We start from the raw sequence: 16,987 nt of genomic DNA, 5'->3' as shown, positions 1-16,987 counted from the left end.
GGGCGGGATCGGCGACTGTGTGAGCCATGGTCCCCTGCCTTTCGGTCGACGCGTTCCCTGGCCCTGTCGTTGCCGATGGCTACCCGTTGGCGCGGGCGTTCAAACACGGTCGCCCGCGTGGCGGCGCCCGCTAGTCCGCCTTCAGCCAGACGGTGGCGTCGGCGGGAAGGAGGTCGCCGACCGGGTCGGTGCTGGCCAACAGGATGCGTTGGCGCGGCGGCAGGGGGATCGGGTCGCGCGACAGGTTCGCCAGGCAGGTCAGGCCGGGTTTACGGGAGAAGCTCAGGACGCCGGGCGGGGACGGGCGCCAGGCCGGCGCGGTGTCGGCGCGGGCCCAGGTGTCGCGTCGCGTCGCCAGCGCCGCCTGGTACAGCCGCAGCATCGAGCCGGGTTGGCGGCGTTCGGTCTCGGCGGTGTGGGCGCGCCAGGCGTCGGGTTGGGGCAGCCACGGGACGCTGCCGCTCGGGCCGAAGCCGAAGGGCGGGGCGGTCCCGTTCCACGGCAACGGGACGCGGCAGCCGTCGCGCCCGGGGTCGGTGTGGCCGGAGCGGTGCCACATCGGGTCGTCGCGCAGCGATGCGGGAATGTCCTCCACCTCCCACAACCCGAGCTCCTCGCCCTGGTACACATAGGCCGATCCGGGCAGGGCCAGGGCCAGCAGGATCGCGGCGCGGGCGCGGCGGGTGCCGAGTTCCCGGTCGGTGGGGACGCCTTCGCGGCGGTCGGCGAAGGAGAAGGACGTGTCGGCGCGTCCGTAGCGCGTGACGTGCCGCGTGACGTCGTGATTGGACAGTACCCAGGTGGGGGTGGCGCCGACCGGGGCGTGGGCGTCCAGTGTGGCGTCGATGACCTCGCGCAGCCTCGCCGCGTCCCAGGGGCAGCAGAGGAAGTCGAAGTTGAACGCGGTGTGCAGCTCGTCGGGGCGCAGGTAGCGGGCGAAGCGTCGGCTGTCGGGCAGCCACACCTCGCCGATCAGGACGCGGGCCGGGTCGTAGCCGTCGGCGATGGCGCGCCACCGGCGGTAGACGTCGTGCACCTCGTCGCGGTCGGTGTACAGCGGCTCGGGGGCGGCGGAATCCGGCAGGTCGGGGTGCTTGACCAGCAGCGCCGCCGAGTCGATCCGGATGCCGTCGGCGCCGCGGTCGAACCAGAAGCGCAGCACCGCGTCGAACTCCTCGCGCACCGCCGGGTGGTTCCAGTTGAAGTCGGGTTGCTCGGGGGCGAACAGGTGCAGGTACCACTCGCCGGGGGTGCCGTCGGGGTTCTTGGTCCGGCTCCAGGCGGGTCCGCCGAAGATGGACCGCCAGTCGTTGGGTGGTTCGCCCCCGTCGTCCCCCCGGCCGGGGCGGAACCAGAACCGTTGCCGCAGTGGGCTCCTCGGTCCCTCGGCCAAAGCGGCGCGGAACCACGCGTGCTCGCGGGAGGCGTGGTTGGGGACGATGTCCACGATGAGGCGCAGGCCCGCGCGGTGGGCGTCGGCGATGAGCCCCTCCGCGTCGGCGAGGTCGCCGAAGTGGGGCGCGATGGCGCGGTAGTCGGCGACGTCGTACCCGGCGTCGGCCATGGGCGAGGCGTACCAGGGGCTCAGCCAGATCGCGTCGACCCCGAGCTCGGTCAGGTGCGGCAGCCGCCGCCGGACGCCGGCGATGTCGCCGACACCGTCACCGCCGGCGTCGGCGAAGCTGCGCGGGTAGATCTGGTAGATGACCGCGTCGCGCCACCAGTCACGAGAGTCGTTGCCGGACATGGTTGACCTGCTTTCCGGGCGATCAGCCCTTGATGGCGCCAATGGACAGTCCGCTGAGGATGTGCCGCTGCAACGCCAGGTACACCACGAGCATCGGCACGCTGGTGATGACGAGGCCCGCCATCATGGTGTTGGCGGGGACGTAGCCGGTGCCGGCGAGGTGCGACAGCGCGACGCTGAGGGTCTGGGAATCGGGGTCGGGCAGCACGATCAGCGGCCACAGGAAGTCCTTCCACATGCCGATGACCGCGAAGATCGACACCACCGCCAGCACCGGCCGCGACAGCGGAAGCACGATGCTCCACAGGATCCGCAGCCGTCCGGCGCCGTCGATGTCGGCGGCGTCCAACAGTTCCTGTGGGAGTTGGTCGAAGAAGCGTTTGAGTACGTAGATGTTGAAGGCGTTGGCGGCGGCCGGAAGCCACAGCGCCCACGGCGTGTTCAGCAGGTTGAGGCCGAGCAGCGGGACGTCGGAGACGGTGAGGTAGGCGGGAACCAGCAGCGCGACCGGGGGCAGCATCAGCCCGGCCAGCATCATGCCGAGGATGGCCCTGCCGCCCCAGGGGCGCAGCCGGGACAGCGCGTAGGCGGCGCACACGTCGACGACGAGTTGCACGAGCCATCCGCCCGCCGCGTATCCCACGGTGTTGAGAAAGTAGTGTCCGATCTGGAGCGTGTCCCAGGCGTTGGTGAAGCTGTCGGGGTGCAGGCCGTGCGGCACCAGGCTGGGTGTCGGCTGGGCGAGCTCGTGGGACGACTTCAGGGCGCCGGTGACCATCCAGTACAGCGGGAACACGAACGCCGCGGCGAAGACCAGCGCGGTCGCGATGGTGACGACGAGGTACGTCGCGCGCCCGGCCGGCCGCCGCAGCGCCGACGGCGAGATCAGGGTTCGATTGTCCGTTGTGGGCATCATGGCTCCCTCAGGTCCGTTCCCGTGTGATGCGCAGGTACAGCGCCGAGAACGCGCCCAGCACCACGAACAGCACGACGCTGGCGGCCGCCGCCAGGCCGAAGTCGTTGTTGACGGTGAAGGCGTAGCGGTAGATCAGCACCATGATCGTGATGGTGTCCGGATTGGAGGCCCCGGTGAGCTGGTAGGGCTCGATGAACACCTGGCTGGTGGCGATCACCTGTAGCAGCAGCATGACCAGCAACACGAAACGCAGCTGCGGGATCGTGACGTGGCGCAGCCGCTGCCACAGGCTCGCGCCGTCCAGTTCGGCGGCCTCGTACAGTTCGCCGGGTATGCCGCCCAGCGCCGCCAGGTAGATGATGGTGGCCGAGCCCATGTTGGCCCATGTGGACACCAGCACCAGCGACACCATGGCGGTGGACGACGACTGGGTCCACTGTGACGTGGGAAGGCCCACGGACGACAGCACCGCGTTGAACAGGCCGCTGTCGGGGTCGTAGAAGTACTGCCACAGCAGCACCACCACGATCGGCGGCAGCATGACCGGCAGGTACACCGCCAGGCGCAGCAGCCCCTTGAGGTGGCGCAGTTCGTTGAGCACCACGGCCACCGCGAACGGCACCGCGTACCCCAGCACGAGGGCGATCGCGGTGAACTCCAGGGTATTGCGCCACGCCGTCCAAAACAGAGGGTCGGAGAACAGGTGGGCGAAGTTGTCGCCGCCCACCCAGTCCGGGGCGGTGACGAAGTTGACCTGCTGGAAGCTCAGCACGATGCCGCGGATCAACGGATACCAGGAGAACAGCGCGAAGCAGACGATCCCGGCCAGCAGGAAACCGTAGGCGTTCAGGTTGTCGCCGAGGACGCGGCGGCGCCTGCTGAGGCCGCGGGCGGTGGCGGGGGCCATGGTGGGGCTACGCCTCGGCGAGGATCGTGTTGACGTCGGCTTCGGCGGTGTCGAGGAGCTTGCCGATGTCGGCGTGTTCGTCGGTCAGGACGGAGTTCATCGCCTCGTCCAGCACGGCGTACACCTGTTGCGCCTTGGGCGGTTCCACCCTGATCGGCACCTGCGCCATGCCGTCCACGAAGGGCTTGTAGTTGCCGCGCGGGACGTTGGCGTACGTCTTCAACGCCGCCGACCAGGACTTGTCGGCGTCGCCGGTCCAGATCGCCGGCTGCGGCAGCCCCACGGGATTGCCCACCTTGGACTCCCACTTGATGTTGTGGTCGATGCGATCGGGGTTGTCGAAGGCGAAGGTGAGCCACTTCAGTCCGGCGCGGATCTTGTCGGGGGTGTCCTTGGGGTTGAACATGTACCCCTCGCCGCCGGCCAGGGTGCCCGCGCCGTCCGGGATCGGGCCGAGGCCGTAGTCCTTGTAGTGGCCGTCGTACTGCTGCACGATGATCGGGATGTTGTCGCCGGTGGCGACGTACATGCCGAGCTTGCCCGAACCCATCATGCGCAGCAGGTCGTCGTAGTCGAGCTGCTGCCTGGCCCCCATGCTGTGGTCCTTCCACCGCATGTCGGAGAGGTTTTGCAGGACCTTGCGGCCCAGGGAATCGTTGAAGGCGGCCTTGTAGGTCTTGCCGTGCTTGACGGCGATCTTGCCGCCCATGGAGTACAGCTCCGCGGTGAAGTGCCAGCCGCCGGTGTTGTTGGTGGAGTAGTCGCCGTAGCCGGCGGTCTTGCCGCCCAGCTTGGCGATCTTCGCGGCGGCGGAGCGGACGTCGTCCCATGTGGTGGGTGGGCGGTCGGGATCGAGGCCCGCCTTGGTGAACAGCGCGCGGTTGTACAACAGGCCCAGCGAGTAGTTCTTGGCGGGCAGGCCGTAGACGGCGCCGCCCGGCCCGGTGAAGATCCGCATCAGGTCCTTGCGGATCAGCTTCACCGAGTCGAAGTCGTCGACGTATTCGCTGATGTCGGCGGCCTGGTGTTTGGCGATCAGGTTCGCGGGGTCGGTGAAGTAGACGTAGAAGACGTCCTCGAGTTGGCCCCCGGCCAGGCGCGAGGTGAAGGTCTTGGGGTCCATCTTGCCCTCGTGGGGCTGGATGTCGATGTCCGGATTGAGCTTTTCGAACTCGGCGACGTCGTCGAGGAACTTCTTGTGGTTGGCCTTTTCCGTCTTGGGGGGCAGTCCGTTGACGGTGAGGACGATCTTGCCGTTGGAAGAGTCACCGGTGCAGGCGGCGAGGCTTGTCGCGATGAGGCCGCAGGTGAGCGCCAGGCACACCGTGCGGCGAAGCGGGATTCGGTACATCTCGGGGGTGTCCTTCCAGACTCGCGGTTGTGGCGCACGCCATGCCGCGTTTCGTGAAGGACAACTTACCGATGAAAACGGAGCTTTGCAATATCTGAACTAAAGATTGAAACTTTTAGACAGCAGAAGCTTGCCGTCCCGTGGACCCCCGCACGACCAGCTCGGGTTCGAACAACAGCTCCTCGGAACCGGCGTCCCCGCCCTCGATCGAGCCGACCAGCAGGTCCACGGCGGTCTGGCCCATGGACTCGATGGGCTGGCGGATCGTGGTGAGCGGGGGGTCGGTGCAGGTCATCAGCGCCGAGTCGTCGTAGCCGACGATCGAGACGTCCTCGGGCACCCGCCCTCCCATGCGCCGCACCGCCCGGATCGCGCCCAGCGCCTGAATGTCGCTGGCGCACACGATGCCGGTGACGCCGTCGCCGATCAGCTTGGCCGCCGCCGATCGGGCGCCCTCCATGGAGAACCACGAGCGCTCGACCATCGGATCGGCGTCGACGCCGCTGCGTCGCAGCGCCGCGCGCAGCCCGTCCCACTTGCGCCGCGAGGGGTAGTGGTCCTCGGGTCCCAACAGCAGGCCGACGCGTTCGTGCCCCAGCGAGACGAGGTGGTCGAAGGCCTGTTCGGCGCCGACCGCGTCGTCGGTGGCGACGTACGGGAAGCCGAGCCCGGGGGTGCCCGCGTTCACCAGAACCACCGGCAGTCCCCGCTCCGCCAGCAGTCCGTAATGGTCGTGCTTGGCCGCGGCCTGCGCGTACAGCCCTCCGGCGAAGATCACCCCGGACACCTGGTGGTCCAGCAGCATGTCCACGTAGTCGGCCTCCGATACCCCGCCGACGGTGCGCGCACACAGGGCCGGGGTGAAGCCGCGCTGGGCCAGTGCCCCGGCCACCACCTCGGCGAAGGCCGGGAAGATCGGGTTCTGCAGCTCCGGCAGCACCAACCCGACCAGGCGGGCCCGCTCGCCGCGCAGCTTGGTGGGCCGCTCGTAGCCCAGCACGTCCAGCGCGGTCAGCACCCCGGTGCGGGTGGATTCCGACACGCCCTGCCTGCCGTTGAGCACCCGGCTGACCGTGGCCTCGCTGACCCCGGCCTTCTTGGCCACCTCGCTGATCCGTTTCGTCATGCGGCAATTCTAAGGGGATCGTCAATCTAGAAATTTCTGTGTCTTGTCTATGTCTTGCATCAATTGGTAAGAATCTGTATGGTAACCGTCACATGCCAGGCGAAAGGAGCCCCCATGCTTGGCCGACAACCCCACCGATCCCGTTCCCGACTACTGGCGATCGCCGCCGCGCTCGTCCTCGGCGCCTCGCTCGCCGCGGCGGTCCCGGCGTCCGCCGAGACCGGTCATCACGCCAAAAACGCCGGCAAGGGCGCCGACCTCCCCTTCTCAAGCTACGAGGCCGAGGACGCCGCCACCAACGGCACGGCCATCGGCCCCGACTACACGCAGGGCACCGTGGCCTCCGAGGCCTCGGGCCGCCGCGCCGTCGAACTCGACGGCTCCGGCGACTACGTCGAGTTCACCCTGACCGCGGCGGCCAACGCCGTCGACGTGGCCTACAACCTTCACGACGGCCAGTCCGGCACGCTGTCGGTGTACGTCAACGGCACCAAGCTGGACGGCCGGCTGGCCGTGACGTCCAAATACAGCTATATGGACACTCCGTGGATCGCCGGATCCAAGACCCACCACCTGTTCGACGACTCCCGGATGCGGCTGGGCGGCGACCTGTCCAGCGGCGACACGGTGCGCCTCCAGGTCGACGACGGCGATTCCGCGGGTCCGTACGCCATCGACGTGGCCGACTTCGAACAGGTCGGCCCGGCCGCCGACCGACCCGCCGACTCGGTGTCCGTCGTGGACTCCGGCGCCGACCCGAACGGCCAACAGGACTCCACCGACGCCTTCGACCAGGCGATCCAGCAGGCGAAGTCCTCCGGTGCCGAGGTCTGGATACCCGGCGGAGACTTCCTCCTGAACCGGGCGATCTCCGTCGAGGGCGTCACGATTCGCGGCGCGGGCGACTGGTATTCGGTCGTCCACAGCTCGCGGTTCATCGACCAGGGCCAGGCCAACGGCAAGGTCGAGCTGCGCGACTTCGCGGTGTTCGGCGAGGTCACCGAGCGGGTCGATTCCAACCCGGACAACTTCGTCAACGGCAGCCTCGGCACCGACTCGGTGGTGTCGGGCATGTGGTTGCAGCATCTGAAGGTCGGGCTGTGGCTCACCGGCACCAACTCCAACCTCCACATCGACCACAACCGGATCCTGGACATGGCGGCCGACGGCATCAACCTCAACGGCACCGCCACCGGCGCCGTGGTGTCGGACAACTTCGTCCGCAACACCGGCGACGACGGCCTGGCCATGTGGTCGCTGAACTCCCCCGACGTCGGTGACTCCTTTGTCGACAACACGGTGGTGCAGCCGAACCTGGCCAACGGCATCGCCATCTACGGCGGCACCGACAACACCGTCGAGGGCAACCTGGTCGCCGACACCAACGCCCTGGGCAGCGGCATCGCCGTGTCCAACCAGAAGTTCGCCGATCCGTTCCATCCGCTGGCGGGCACCACCACCGTCTCGGACAACACGCTGGTGCGCACCGGGGCGATGAATCCGAACTGGAATCACCCGATGGGCGCGCTGCGCGTCGACTCCTACGATTCGTCCATCACCGACGCCACGGTCACGATCACCAACACCACCGCGACCGACAGCCCCTACAGCGTGTTCGAGTTCGTCTCCGGCGGCGGCAACGGCTACGAGATCTCCAGGCCCACCGTCGACGGCGCGACGATCAACGGGGCCGGAACCGTTGTGGTGCAAGCCGAAACCAAGGGCGCGGCGACGCTCAGCAACGTCACCGCCAGCGATGTCGGTTCCGCGGGGATCTACAACTGCCCCTACCCGAGCGGCAGCGGCCAGTTCACCGTCGACGCGGGTTCCGGCAACTCCGGTTGGGACACCGTCTGGGACGACTGCGATTCCTGGCCCCAACCCACCAAGTAGACGGTTCACGGTGGACGGTGCCCGCGCGGGCGCCGTCCACCGTGGCGTCACGGCCACTCGGGCGGCAGCGGCTCCACGTTCAGCTTGAGTCCCTTGCTGCGCTTCAATACCCGGGCCCACTGGTCCAGGACGTACTGCGCGCTGGGGCGGCAGTCGTCGCACTCGAACAGGGTCCACACGAAGCGCCGCCAGATCACGGTGTCGTCCCGGGCCCCGCGCTTCCAGATCGCGGCGGCCTGGTGCAGCTCGTCGGAGCGCGACACCAGCCGGTCCAGCAGGTCCTGGATTCCCTGGTGCGCGGCGGCATGAGAGTCCACCGGACCCGAGATCGTGGAGCGCAGCAGAGCCTCGGACGGCTCGATCTCGATCTGCGCGTAATGCCAGTGACCCATCTCGACACTGTAACGGCAGAACTCACCGTGACCAGGTCAGAGGCGGTGATATCCGTCGATATCACCGCCGGTGCTCAGCGCTGCGTCACGTGCACGTAATCGACGGTCATCGTGTTGTCGAGCTTCGGATCCGGCGTCCCGGCCGCCGAACCGACCGCGATGTTGAGGATCACCTGGGCGCCCGCGTCGTCCGGCACCTGATATGGCTCCTCGGCGACGAAGACATCGTCGATGTAGAACTTCACGGAACCGTTGTCGCCGTTGGTGTACACGGCCTTGTAGGTGTGCCACCCGGTCCACCCGGCGTCGTCCGGGTCGTCGGCGTAGATCCCGCCCTTGGACTGCACGTCGCCGCGCGTTCCGTAATGCGTGTGGTATTTGGGTTTCCAGGTCTTGTTGAGGCCGATCTCCATCAGATCGATCTCGCCGTTGACCGGCCAGGTCTTCTCGTCGGTGGTCCAGATCGCGGGCCACGCCCCGGCCTGGTAACCGGAGAACTTGGCGCGCACCTCCACGGTTCCCGCGCCGGTCATGGTCTTGGCGCGCAGCCGCGCCGAGGTGAAGTCGTTTCCGTTGTACTTCTCGGCCCGGGCGTTGATCAGGAGGTGGCCGTTGCCGTCCAGCTCGGCGTTGTGTCCGCCGTCGGTGTAGCACTGCTGTTCCTTGCCGCTGCCCCACTCACACCCGGTCTCCTGGGTCCACTTGGTACTGTCGGGCGCGGTACCGGCGGTACCGGCGAACTCGTCGGCGAACGCGTAGTCCTCGGCGAATGCCGACGGAACGCTTAGGGCGACAACGGTTCCCACCGCACCCGCCGCGACCAGCACCCACAACTTGCGCATCGAAACATGCCTCTCTTTCTTTGGGGCACAAGCATCCCAGACCGCCCGGCGAAAGCTTCAGGGTGTTGGCATGTTCGAAATCATATAACTATCGAAATTTCTCCTTAAATCGTCGAGGCGCCCCGAAATATCGAAACGAGCTCCTTTCCTTAATACCCACAAGAGGACCATTAATCTCGGACCGAGACGCCATTTAAAAAGGGACAAAAATAGCGGGCCCGGACCACAGACACCACATCTACCAGGACATTTGGCGCGACAACGCGGCGTGAGGCACTCGATGCGATGAATCGAATTCTGGGTATTCACTTCGGGATAAAAAACTGATAACTTGCGGATAAGGCAATCGATTGACCCCTTCACAACAGCCGCGTTATCCGGCATTCCACCACCCCGGAGGCAATCACACATGTCCATGCCCAAACGTAAGCGTCGCCTTATCATCGCCGCCACCATCACGTCGGCGGCCGCCGTCGCCATCGGGCTCAGCGTCTCCCCCGCCCTGGCCCAGGACAACGACATCAACAGCGACAAGGCCAACGCGGAACTGCTCGACCCCAAGTGCGACGTCCCCCCGGACCGCGACCTCAACGTCACCAACCAGATCTACGACATCGCCACGCAGCGCCAGGTCACCGACAAGGTCATGCTGGCCGCCTTCGAGGCGGGCTGGGTCGAGTCCCACATGAACAACCTGAACTGCGGCGACTCCGACTCCCTCGGCGTCTTCCAGCAGCGTCCCAGCCAGGGCTGGTGTGACCCCGCCGACCTGTGCCTGGACGTCAACCACGCCACCAACGCCTTCCTGGACCAGGCGATCCCCAACGACCAGAACAACCCCGGGTACACCGCCGGCGAGCTGGCCCAAAGCGTCCAGCGCTCCGCCTACCCCGAACGCTATGACCAGAACGAACAAAAGGCCCGCGACCTGCTCGCCGAAGCCAGCCAGTAGAAACAGTTACCGGGCCGCCGACCAGCGCTCACTGGAGGCGCTGGTCGGCGGTTTCGTTCCCCGCCGCCCCGATACGCTGCCACCCATGGCGCACACCGGGGCACGACCGTGAGGCTGTTCATCGGGCTCAGCCCCGGCGCCCCGGCGGTGGCCCACCTCGCCGCCGCCATCGATCGCCTGGGGGACACGGGCTTCCAGCGCACCGCACCGGACAACTGGCACCTCACTCTCGCCTTCCTCGGCGAGGTCGCCGACCGCCGCCTGCCCGACATCGCCGACGCCGCCACCGATGCCGCGCGCGGCATCGCCCCGTTCCCGCTGCGACTGTCGGGCGCCCAGATCCTCGGGCGCCGCTCCCCCGTCCTGTGCACCGATGTGGACGGAGATCTCGCGGCGCTGCGCGACCTCGTCGCCCGCCTCCGCGACTGCCTGACGCGCCACCGCGTCCCCTTCGACCCGCGCCCCTTCCTGCCCCACCTGACCGTCGGCCGCGCGCCGCACGGAGCCCCGGCCGCCTCGCTCGCCGACTCCGCCGACGCCCTGTCCACACTCCACGGACCCCCGTGGACGGTCGCCGCGATTCGGCTCTACCAAACCCAACCCGGCCCACCGGTCACCTACAAGACCGCGGCCGGCTTCCCGCTGGCGCCCTAACCGGCCGCCCCGCGAGTCGCCAGGTCCTCGTCCGTGATCGCCCGCACGGGCCGACACGGCGCACCCACCGCGACCACCATCGGCGGAATGTCCTTGCTGACAACGCTTCCCGCACCGATCACCGACCCGTACCCGATCCGCACCCCGGGCAGCACCACGGCATTGCTCCCGATCCACACCTTGTCCTCGATCACGATCGGCTCCGAAAACCGCGCGAAGTCCACCCGCCGCGCGGGATGCACCGGGTGCCCCGTCGTCGTCAGCGTCACGCTCGGCGCGATCATCACGCCGTGGCCGATGCGGATGTCCACGTCGTCGACGAACGTGAGATTGGTGTTGCCGAAGAAGTCGTCCCCGATGTGGACGTTGCTGCCGTACGCGGCATGAAACGGCGCGACGACGATCGCCCGCTCGCCCACCGACGCGAAGATCGTCTCCAGCAGCGACCTGCGCGCGTCGAGATCGCTTGGCGGCGTGCGATTGTACTCGAACACCAGGTCTGCCCGCCGCCGCGCGCCCAGAAAGGCCGCCTCGGACTCGGTGTAGATGAGCCCGCGCCGAATCCGCTCCAGGACCTCATGCCTGTCGCGGCCCGCGTGGATGCGCACGGGCAGGCCATTGAGGGTCGCCTCCCGCTCGAACGGCAGGCCGATCTTCTCGGCGACGCGCTGCGACGCCGCGTTGTCGGGCCGGATGATCGCGATGAGACGCTTGGCGCCCACAACATCGCGGGCGAAATCCCGACAGGCCCCGGCGGCCTCGGTGGCCAGGCCGCTTCCCTGCATCCGCGTCCGCACGTGGTAACCGACCTCCAGCTCCCTGACCCCGTCGACCTCCTGGACGGTCAGGCCACAGTCGCCCACGAACTCGCCGGTGTCCCGCAGGCTCACCACCCACAACCCGAACCCCTCGTCCCGGTAGAGGCGCTGGTTCCACTCGATCCACGCCCGGGCCTCGTCCCGGGTCTTCGGCGCCGGGTAGTGACGCATCACCTCCGGGTCGCCGAGCAGCGCGGCCATGTTGTCGAGGTCGTCCTCGGTCATCTGTCGAAACGTGAGCCTCGACGTCGGCGACGGGGTGCTGTCGTGATCACGCACGGGTCCTCCTGAATGTTCGCGGGGCTACGCGGCCGCAGCAAAAAGCCCGCAGGCGAACCTACGGGCTTCACGGCATTCCTGGTGGTGCTCCTGGCCTGGAGCCACCAGCGTGGGAACCCAGGTTACCCCTGGTTCTCAGCGCACGCATGCCCGTGCCCCGGGCAGATCCGCGACTGCCGCACCCTGCTGCGCCGAAACGCCAACCCACGGCTCGAAGACCTCCACGACCTCGCCGCTCAAGCGGCACAAACCGACAACCTTCCCCGCCTGCCAGGTATCGAAGGCACCGCTGCTCGTCTGTATTTCTCCGCTTTCTCCTCAATGCTTCGAGGACGTCACACCCTGCCCGGCGAAGCATTTACGTTCGACGGGCGCAACCGCCGTGCCAACGGTGCACTGTCCTTTACGTTCGCCCTGCTGGTCAAAGATCTCCTGGCCGCACATCTCCTCGGCGGCGCCAGTCCTTTCGGGCCAACCGCTGGGCGTCGTCGGACCGTGGATCACCGTCGGGGTCGGCTGGGCCGCAACCCCACTGACGGCGGGGTGTCGCGAGTGGACGAAGGGTCTGGGTTGAGCGACAAGAGGCAACAAGGGCACGGGCCGGGACCCGGCCATCACTCCGATTGCGGCTCGGGCGGACGGTGCGTGGCCGAAATCGGGAACGACGGCGCTCAGCGGATTCCGGAACTCGGAATGAGCGGTGTCTTAAGAAGTCCCAGGAGTCCAATCAGGGAATCCAGCCCGCCGCCGCGACAGTCCAGGAGCCGACGGGTTGCCATCCCGCATCCGTTCGTCTAGGCTTACCGTTCGTGTCCACTTACCAATCGGGCGGCGCCCTTGACGCGCTGGGCGACCCTTCCCGACGTGCGATCGTCGAGCGCCTTGCCGACAAACCCCGCGCGGTCGGCGAGCTCGCCGACGAACTGCCGATCAGCAGACCGGCGGTGTCCCAGCACCTTAAAGTGCTGAAAGACGCGGGGCTGGTCGTCGAACGCGCGGCCGGAACCCGCCGGATCTACCGGCTCAATCCCGCGGGGGTGGCAGCGCTGCGCGATCAGCTCGACACCTTCTGGAATCGGGCCCTTGACGGCTTTCACGACGTCGCCGAACAACCGAACGAGGAGAACCCATGACCCCCGAAGCCACCGCGATGGTCCGCAAGCAGGTCGTCGTCGCCGCCGGAATCGAGCGCGCGTTCACCGTGTTCACCGAGCGCTTCGGCGATTTCAAACCGCCGGAACACAACCTGCTCGGCGCGCCGATCGCCGAGACCGTTTTCGAGCCAAAGGTCGGCGGCCACATCTACGACCGCGGCGTCGACGGTGCCGAATGCCGCTGGGCCCGGATCCTGGCCTACGACCCGCCCGACCGCGTGATCTTCAGCTGGGACATCGGCCCGCAGTGGACGATCGAGACCGACCCGGACAACACCAGCCGTGTGGAGGTCCGCTTCATCGCCGAGTCCCCGGACCGCACCCGCGTCGAGCTGGAGCACCGCGACATCGACCGGCACGGCCCCGGCTGGCAGAGCGTCGTCGACGGCGTCGACGGCTCCAACGGCTGGCCGCTGTACCTGTCCCGCTTCGCCGCGTTGATCACCAAGGACGATCAATGACATCGACACCCGCCCCCGACAAGCACGGCATGCTCGAAGCCCTCACCGCTCGAGTCGTGGACGGCGAAGGTCGCGCGTCACGCACCGCGCGGCGCGCGGCCTTCGACAACACCGAGACCACCGAGCCGTCCCGCACCCTGATCGGCAAGGTCGCTCGCCACCCGACCACCGTCGCCGACCATGACATCACCGCCGCCCGCGACGCGGGCCTCAGCGAGGACCAGATCTTCGAACTCGTGGTGTGCGCGGCGGTCGGCCAGTCCGCCCGGCAATACCAGGCGGCGCTGTCGGCTCTGTCCGCGACCGACGACGAGGGGTGAGCATGCGACCGGAGATCCTCAACAACGGCTACGGTTTCGGCGCGAAGGCGCTGTTCGCGATCGTTCGCATCGTCTCGCGGCGCTCGCTGCCCGACGCCGCCAAGCTGACCTTCTACCGTCCCGACTTCTACGGCTCGCCTGCGAAGGAGTTCACGCACCAGGCCATGCGCGGCCCGTCCGCCTGGTCGGTCGGCGAACGCGAACTCATGGCGGCCTATGTGTCGAAGCAGAATGAGTCCCCGTTCTGCGTGGGAGCGCACACGTCGACCGCGGCCCAGGCGCTTGGCGACGAGCCGATGGTCGCCGGGGTACTGTCCGATCTAGACACGGCGCCGATCGCGGAACCGTTGCGCGCCACCCTGCGTATGCTCGGCAAGCTGACCCGCGAACACACGGTCGACGCCGACGACATGCGCGAGCTGCGGTCCCAGGGCGTCACTCGCGCGCAGATCGAGGACGCGCTGGCGGTGTGCTTCGCGTTCAACGTCACCAACCGGCTGGCGGACGCGTTCGATTTCTCGATGCTCACCCCCGCGGGCTTCGACAGCGGCGCTGCGGTTCTGCTCAAACGCGGCTACCACTGAGAGACATGGCCCGCACTCGACCCCTGGGGCCGCGATCGGCCGCACCTTGCGGCCAGAAACGGTCCCGACGGAAAATGGGCTGGTCACCCGAACCATCCATTCCCCAGTGGATGCGTGGTCAACAGTCAAGACGTCCACGCAAAGCAGAGGTTCGCGGGACGGCACCGAACCCGACGACCTCGTGAGAGGCGTGACGGAGCCTCCCGCCCCACACGCGGTCACACAGCGGTCCTGGACGCGTTCCCCGTGCTGATCCTTAACCTGGCCGACGCGCCCCAACCACCATTGTAGACAGTATCGGTTCGGCGATAGCCCAAAAACAACAAACCGGCCCATGGCTACTGCCATAAGCCGGTCTAACACTGATGCTGATGGTACTCCTGAGCGGATTCGAACCGCCGTTACCGCCTTGAGAGGGCGGCGTCCTAGGCCACTAGACGACAGGAGCGCGTTGAACGTAGGTAAGAGTACCCGAGGCGCGCGGGGGGTCGCATCGGGGTTGTGGGGTGGGATTGGCCACGTGGGATCGGTCGATTGTGGTGGGTGAGGGGTGGCTGAGAGGGGGCTGAGGGGAGGGGGACGGGCGGGGCGGGGCGGCATAGCTTGGGGGGCGGGGGGACTCGCACTCGGCGATAAGGAGCCAGCGATGACCGAACAGTCGACGACCGAAGACCTTCAACTTCCCCTGACGCGCAGCTGCCCGTTCGATCCGCCCGAGCAGTATGCCCGGCTGCGGGCCGAGCGGCCCGTGGCGAAGGTGACGACGCCCGTGGGCGGGACCGCGTACGTGATCACCCGGCACGCGGACGTGCGGCGGTTGTTGGCGGATTCGCGGTTGTCGAACCGGCGGGACGCCCCCGGGTTTCCGCTGTTCGCGCCGTTGCCCGCCTCGCAGGCGCGGCGGTTTTCGCCGTCGTTGGTGGGGATGGACCCGCCCGATCACACCACCGTGCGGCGGTGGGTGGTGAACGAGTTCACCGTGAAGAGGATGCAGGCGTTGCGTCCCCGGATTCAGCAGATCGTGGACGAGTGCGTCGACGGGATGCTGGACGGGCCGCGGCCGGTGGACCTCGTGGAGGCGTTGTCGTTGCCGGTGCCGTCGCTGGTGATCTGCGAGCTGTTGGGGGTGCCCTATGAGGACCATGAGTACTTCCAGGAGCGGACCGCGAAGCTGGTGAACTTCAACACGCCGGTGGAGGAACGGCGGGAGGGGCTTAATGAGGTATGGGACTACCTGGATGGGTTGGTGCGGCGGGCCGAGGACGATCCGAAGGATGACCTGATCGGGCGGCTCATCGTCAAGAACCGGGCCGCGGGTGTGTACGACCACGACAAGATCACCGACCTGGCGCGGATTCTGCTCGTCGCCGGGCACGAGACCACGGCGAACATGATCTCGCTGGGGGTCCTGGCGCTGCTGGAGAACCCCGGGCAGCTGGAGGCGCTGCGGCGGGAGCCGGCGCTGGTGTCGGATGCCGTGGAGGAGCTGCTGCGGTTCTTCTCCATCGCCGACGGGGTGACCGCGCGGGCCGTCCTGGAGGATCTCGAGGTGGACGGGGTGACGATCAGGGCCGGGGAGGGCGTGTACCTGTCGGGAGCGGCGGCCAATCACGACCCCGAGGTGTTCGCCGAGCCCGGCAGCCTGGACGTGCGGCGCGGCGCCAAGCACCACGTGGCGTTCGGGTACGGGATCCACCAGTGCCTCGGCCAGAATCTGGCGCGGATGGAACTGGAGATCGTGTATCGGACGCTGTTCGATCGGATCCCGGGGTTGACGCTGGCCACGGCGTACGCCGACGTCAAGTTCAAGGCGGACGCGGCGATTCACGGGTTGTACGAGTTGCCCGTGACCTGGTGAGGCCGAGCCGTTAGGTTGCTGGGCCGTGGCGGAGTTTCGGCCCGTGGCCGCGGGCGTTCACGTGCGGCGCTGTCGGGTGCTGGACGTCAACAGCGTGCTGGTGGTGGGCCGCGAGCGGTCGCTGCTGGTGGACACGTTGTCCACCGGGGAGCAGGGACGGGAGCTGGCCGCGGCCGTGCGGCGGGTGACCGATACCGCGATCGTCGTGGCCAACACGCATCCCCACTTCGACCACTGCTTCGGGAACCGGGCGATCGCCGAGGACCTGGGGGTCGCCGAGTTCTGGGCGCATCGCGACGTCGCCGCGGCGCTGGCCGACGCCGACGGCGCGCGCTCGGAGGCGCGGGAGGTCTGTCGGCTGCTGGCGCCCGAGATCGCCGACGCGGTCGCCACGACGCCGCTGCTGCCGCCCAACCGTGAGGTCACCGATGCCGTCGACCTCGACCTGGGTGGGCGCGCCGTTCGCCTGTGGCACCCCGGTCCCGCGCACACCCGCGGGGACCTGGTGGTGTTCGCCGACCAGGTGACCATCGCCGGTGACCTCGTGGAGGAGAGCGGCCCGCCCGGCATCGGCCGCGACTCCGACGCCGCGAACTGGCCGCGGGTGCTGGACGCCCTGCTGGACCGCGTCGACGGGCCCGTGGTGCCCGGGCACGGCGCGGTAGTGGACGCGGGATTCGTAGCGCGACAGCGGGACGAGCTGGCCGCCGCGCTGGGTTAGGCGCGTGCCGTG

General features: G+C 68.0%; 17 protein-coding genes, 1 tRNA gene and 2 pseudogenes. 10 read left to right on the top strand and 10 right to left on the bottom strand.

Going from position 1 to position 16,987, the window contains the following annotated elements; genetic code table 11:
- Positions 1–130: 130 nt before the first annotated feature.
- The 5 genes from VE172_RS22110 to VE172_RS22090 form a co-directional block, all read right to left on the bottom strand.
- Positions 131–1,747 (bottom strand): glycoside hydrolase family 13 protein, encoded by a 1,617-nt coding sequence (locus tag VE172_RS22110; protein ID WP_324804172.1) that lies wholly within the window; start codon positions 1,745–1,747, stop codon positions 131–133.
- 22 nt (positions 1,748–1,769) lie between these two features.
- A complete protein-coding gene (locus VE172_RS22105) occupies positions 1,770–2,660 on the bottom strand; it encodes a carbohydrate ABC transporter permease (RefSeq protein ID WP_324804171.1) in 891 nt (296 codons plus the stop codon).
- Positions 2,661–2,670: 10 nt separating this feature from the next.
- Positions 2,671–3,570 carry a carbohydrate ABC transporter permease gene (locus VE172_RS22100; RefSeq protein ID WP_324804170.1) on the bottom strand — a complete coding sequence of 300 codons (900 nt, stop codon included), beginning with the start codon at positions 3,568–3,570 and terminating at the stop codon, positions 2,671–2,673.
- A 7-nt stretch (positions 3,571–3,577) separates the two neighbouring features.
- Positions 3,578–4,921, bottom strand: a complete 1,344-nt coding sequence (locus VE172_RS22095; RefSeq protein ID WP_324804168.1) for an ABC transporter substrate-binding protein — start codon at positions 4,919–4,921, stop codon at positions 3,578–3,580.
- A 115-nt stretch (positions 4,922–5,036) separates the two neighbouring features.
- Positions 5,037–6,047, bottom strand: coding sequence for a LacI family DNA-binding transcriptional regulator (locus tag VE172_RS22090; RefSeq protein WP_324804167.1), 1,011 nt, complete (start codon positions 6,045–6,047; stop codon positions 5,037–5,039).
- A gap of 114 nt (positions 6,048–6,161) precedes the next feature.
- On the opposite strand from VE172_RS22090, the pseudogene VE172_RS22085 reads away from it, so the two are divergent.
- Positions 6,162–7,931, top strand: a pseudogene (locus VE172_RS22085) (glycosyl hydrolase family 28-related protein); the annotation flags it as partial.
- A gap of 56 nt (positions 7,932–7,987) precedes the next feature.
- Here the strand turns inward: VE172_RS22085 and VE172_RS22080 are convergent.
- Together VE172_RS22080 and VE172_RS22075 are read right to left on the bottom strand one after the other, a co-directional pair.
- Positions 7,988–8,332, bottom strand: coding sequence for a hypothetical protein (locus VE172_RS22080; RefSeq protein ID WP_324804165.1), 345 nt, complete (start codon positions 8,330–8,332; stop codon positions 7,988–7,990).
- Between the two features lie 74 nt (positions 8,333–8,406).
- Complete coding sequence (locus VE172_RS22075) at positions 8,407–9,174, bottom strand: glycoside hydrolase family 16 protein (RefSeq protein WP_324804164.1); 768 nt, start codon at positions 9,172–9,174, stop codon at positions 8,407–8,409.
- 415 nt (positions 9,175–9,589) lie between these two features.
- Between VE172_RS22075 and VE172_RS22070 the strand changes: the two genes are divergently transcribed.
- Both VE172_RS22070 and thpR read left to right on the top strand, forming a co-directional pair.
- Positions 9,590–10,126 carry a hypothetical protein gene (locus tag VE172_RS22070; protein ID WP_324804163.1) on the top strand — a complete coding sequence of 179 codons (537 nt, stop codon included), beginning with the start codon at positions 9,590–9,592 and terminating at the stop codon, positions 10,124–10,126.
- A 108-nt stretch (positions 10,127–10,234) separates the two neighbouring features.
- A complete protein-coding gene (thpR, locus tag VE172_RS22065) occupies positions 10,235–10,780 on the top strand; it encodes an RNA 2',3'-cyclic phosphodiesterase (protein ID WP_324804162.1) in 546 nt (181 codons plus the stop codon).
- Here the strand turns inward: thpR and VE172_RS25580 are convergent.
- Both VE172_RS25580 and VE172_RS25575 read right to left on the bottom strand, forming a co-directional pair.
- Positions 10,777–11,382 carry a sugar O-acetyltransferase gene (locus VE172_RS25580; RefSeq protein WP_349258496.1) on the bottom strand — a complete coding sequence of 202 codons (606 nt, stop codon included), beginning with the start codon at positions 11,380–11,382 and terminating at the stop codon, positions 10,777–10,779. The two genes, thpR and VE172_RS25580, sit on opposite strands and share 4 nt — an antisense overlap.
- Positions 11,371–11,877, bottom strand: a pseudogene (locus VE172_RS25575) (GNAT family N-acetyltransferase); the annotation flags it as partial. The pseudogene VE172_RS25575 and the gene VE172_RS25580, both read right to left, overlap by 12 nt.
- Positions 11,878–11,889: 12 nt before the next feature.
- Here VE172_RS25575 and VE172_RS25775 point away from each other — a divergent pair.
- The 5 genes from VE172_RS25775 to VE172_RS22040 are packed head-to-tail and all read left to right on the top strand — an operon-like array spanning position 11,890 to position 14,396.
- Positions 11,890–12,675, top strand: coding sequence for a CRISPR-associated endonuclease Cas1 (locus tag VE172_RS25775; RefSeq protein ID WP_414715140.1), 786 nt, complete (start codon positions 11,890–11,892; stop codon positions 12,673–12,675).
- A gap of 11 nt (positions 12,676–12,686) precedes the next feature.
- Positions 12,687–13,010, top strand: coding sequence for an ArsR/SmtB family transcription factor (locus tag VE172_RS22055; RefSeq protein ID WP_324804160.1), 324 nt, complete (start codon positions 12,687–12,689; stop codon positions 13,008–13,010).
- On the top strand, positions 13,007–13,492 hold the full coding sequence (locus VE172_RS22050) for an SRPBCC family protein (RefSeq protein WP_324804159.1): 486 nt from the start codon (positions 13,007–13,009) through the stop codon (positions 13,490–13,492). Before VE172_RS22055 ends, VE172_RS22050 begins: the two co-directional genes overlap by 4 nt.
- Positions 13,489–13,812 carry a carboxymuconolactone decarboxylase family protein gene (locus tag VE172_RS22045; protein ID WP_324804158.1) on the top strand — a complete coding sequence of 108 codons (324 nt, stop codon included), beginning with the start codon at positions 13,489–13,491 and terminating at the stop codon, positions 13,810–13,812. Before VE172_RS22050 ends, VE172_RS22045 begins: the two co-directional genes overlap by 4 nt.
- Before the next feature lie 2 nt (positions 13,813–13,814).
- Positions 13,815–14,396, top strand: coding sequence for a carboxymuconolactone decarboxylase family protein (locus VE172_RS22040; RefSeq protein WP_324804157.1), 582 nt, complete (start codon positions 13,815–13,817; stop codon positions 14,394–14,396).
- Between the two features lie 372 nt (positions 14,397–14,768).
- Here VE172_RS22040 and VE172_RS22035 read toward each other — a convergent pair.
- Positions 14,769–14,844 (bottom strand) — tRNA-Glu (locus tag VE172_RS22035).
- A 198-nt stretch (positions 14,845–15,042) separates the two neighbouring features.
- Between VE172_RS22035 and VE172_RS22030 the strand changes: the two genes are divergently transcribed.
- Both VE172_RS22030 and VE172_RS22025 read left to right on the top strand, forming a co-directional pair.
- Entirely contained in the window at positions 15,043–16,254 is a 1,212-nt protein-coding gene (locus VE172_RS22030) for a cytochrome P450 (RefSeq protein WP_324804156.1), read from the top strand.
- Positions 16,255–16,279: 25 nt separating this feature from the next.
- Positions 16,280–16,975 carry an MBL fold metallo-hydrolase gene (locus VE172_RS22025; RefSeq protein ID WP_324804155.1) on the top strand — a complete coding sequence of 232 codons (696 nt, stop codon included), beginning with the start codon at positions 16,280–16,282 and terminating at the stop codon, positions 16,973–16,975.
- Positions 16,976–16,987 lie beyond the last annotated feature (12 nt).

It is taken from the genome of Stackebrandtia sp. (assembly GCF_035643755.1).
Lineage (GTDB): Bacteria > Actinomycetota > Actinomycetes > Mycobacteriales > Micromonosporaceae > Stackebrandtia.
The sequence above is the reverse complement of the archived record's forward strand: the minus strand, read 5'-3'. Positions and strand labels throughout refer to the sequence as shown.

Coding starts and splice junctions, on each gene's coding strand:
- VE172_RS22110 (WP_324804172.1), bottom strand. CDS start 1,747: ATGTCCGGCAACGACTCTCGTGACTGGTGGCGCGACGCGGTCATCTAC.
- VE172_RS22105 (WP_324804171.1), bottom strand. CDS start 2,660: ATGCCCACAACGGACAATCGAACCCTGATCTCGCCGTCGGCGCTGCGG.
- VE172_RS22100 (WP_324804170.1), bottom strand. CDS start 3,570: ATGGCCCCCGCCACCGCCCGCGGCCTCAGCAGGCGCCGCCGCGTCCTC.
- VE172_RS22095 (WP_324804168.1), bottom strand. CDS start 4,921: ATGTACCGAATCCCGCTTCGCCGCACGGTGTGCCTGGCGCTCACCTGC.
- VE172_RS22090 (WP_324804167.1), bottom strand. CDS start 6,047: ATGACGAAACGGATCAGCGAGGTGGCCAAGAAGGCCGGGGTCAGCGAG.
- VE172_RS22080 (WP_324804165.1), bottom strand. CDS start 8,332: ATGGGTCACTGGCATTACGCGCAGATCGAGATCGAGCCGTCCGAGGCT.
- VE172_RS22075 (WP_324804164.1), bottom strand. CDS start 9,174: ATGCGCAAGTTGTGGGTGCTGGTCGCGGCGGGTGCGGTGGGAACCGTT.
- VE172_RS22070 (WP_324804163.1), top strand. CDS start 9,590: ATGCCCAAACGTAAGCGTCGCCTTATCATCGCCGCCACCATCACGTCG.
- VE172_RS25775 (WP_414715140.1), top strand. CDS start 11,890: ATGTTCGCGGGGCTACGCGGCCGCAGCAAAAAGCCCGCAGGCGAACCT.
- VE172_RS22050 (WP_324804159.1), top strand. CDS start 13,007: ATGACCCCCGAAGCCACCGCGATGGTCCGCAAGCAGGTCGTCGTCGCC.
- VE172_RS22045 (WP_324804158.1), top strand. CDS start 13,489: ATGACATCGACACCCGCCCCCGACAAGCACGGCATGCTCGAAGCCCTC.
- VE172_RS22040 (WP_324804157.1), top strand. CDS start 13,815: ATGCGACCGGAGATCCTCAACAACGGCTACGGTTTCGGCGCGAAGGCG.
- VE172_RS22030 (WP_324804156.1), top strand. CDS start 15,043: ATGACCGAACAGTCGACGACCGAAGACCTTCAACTTCCCCTGACGCGC.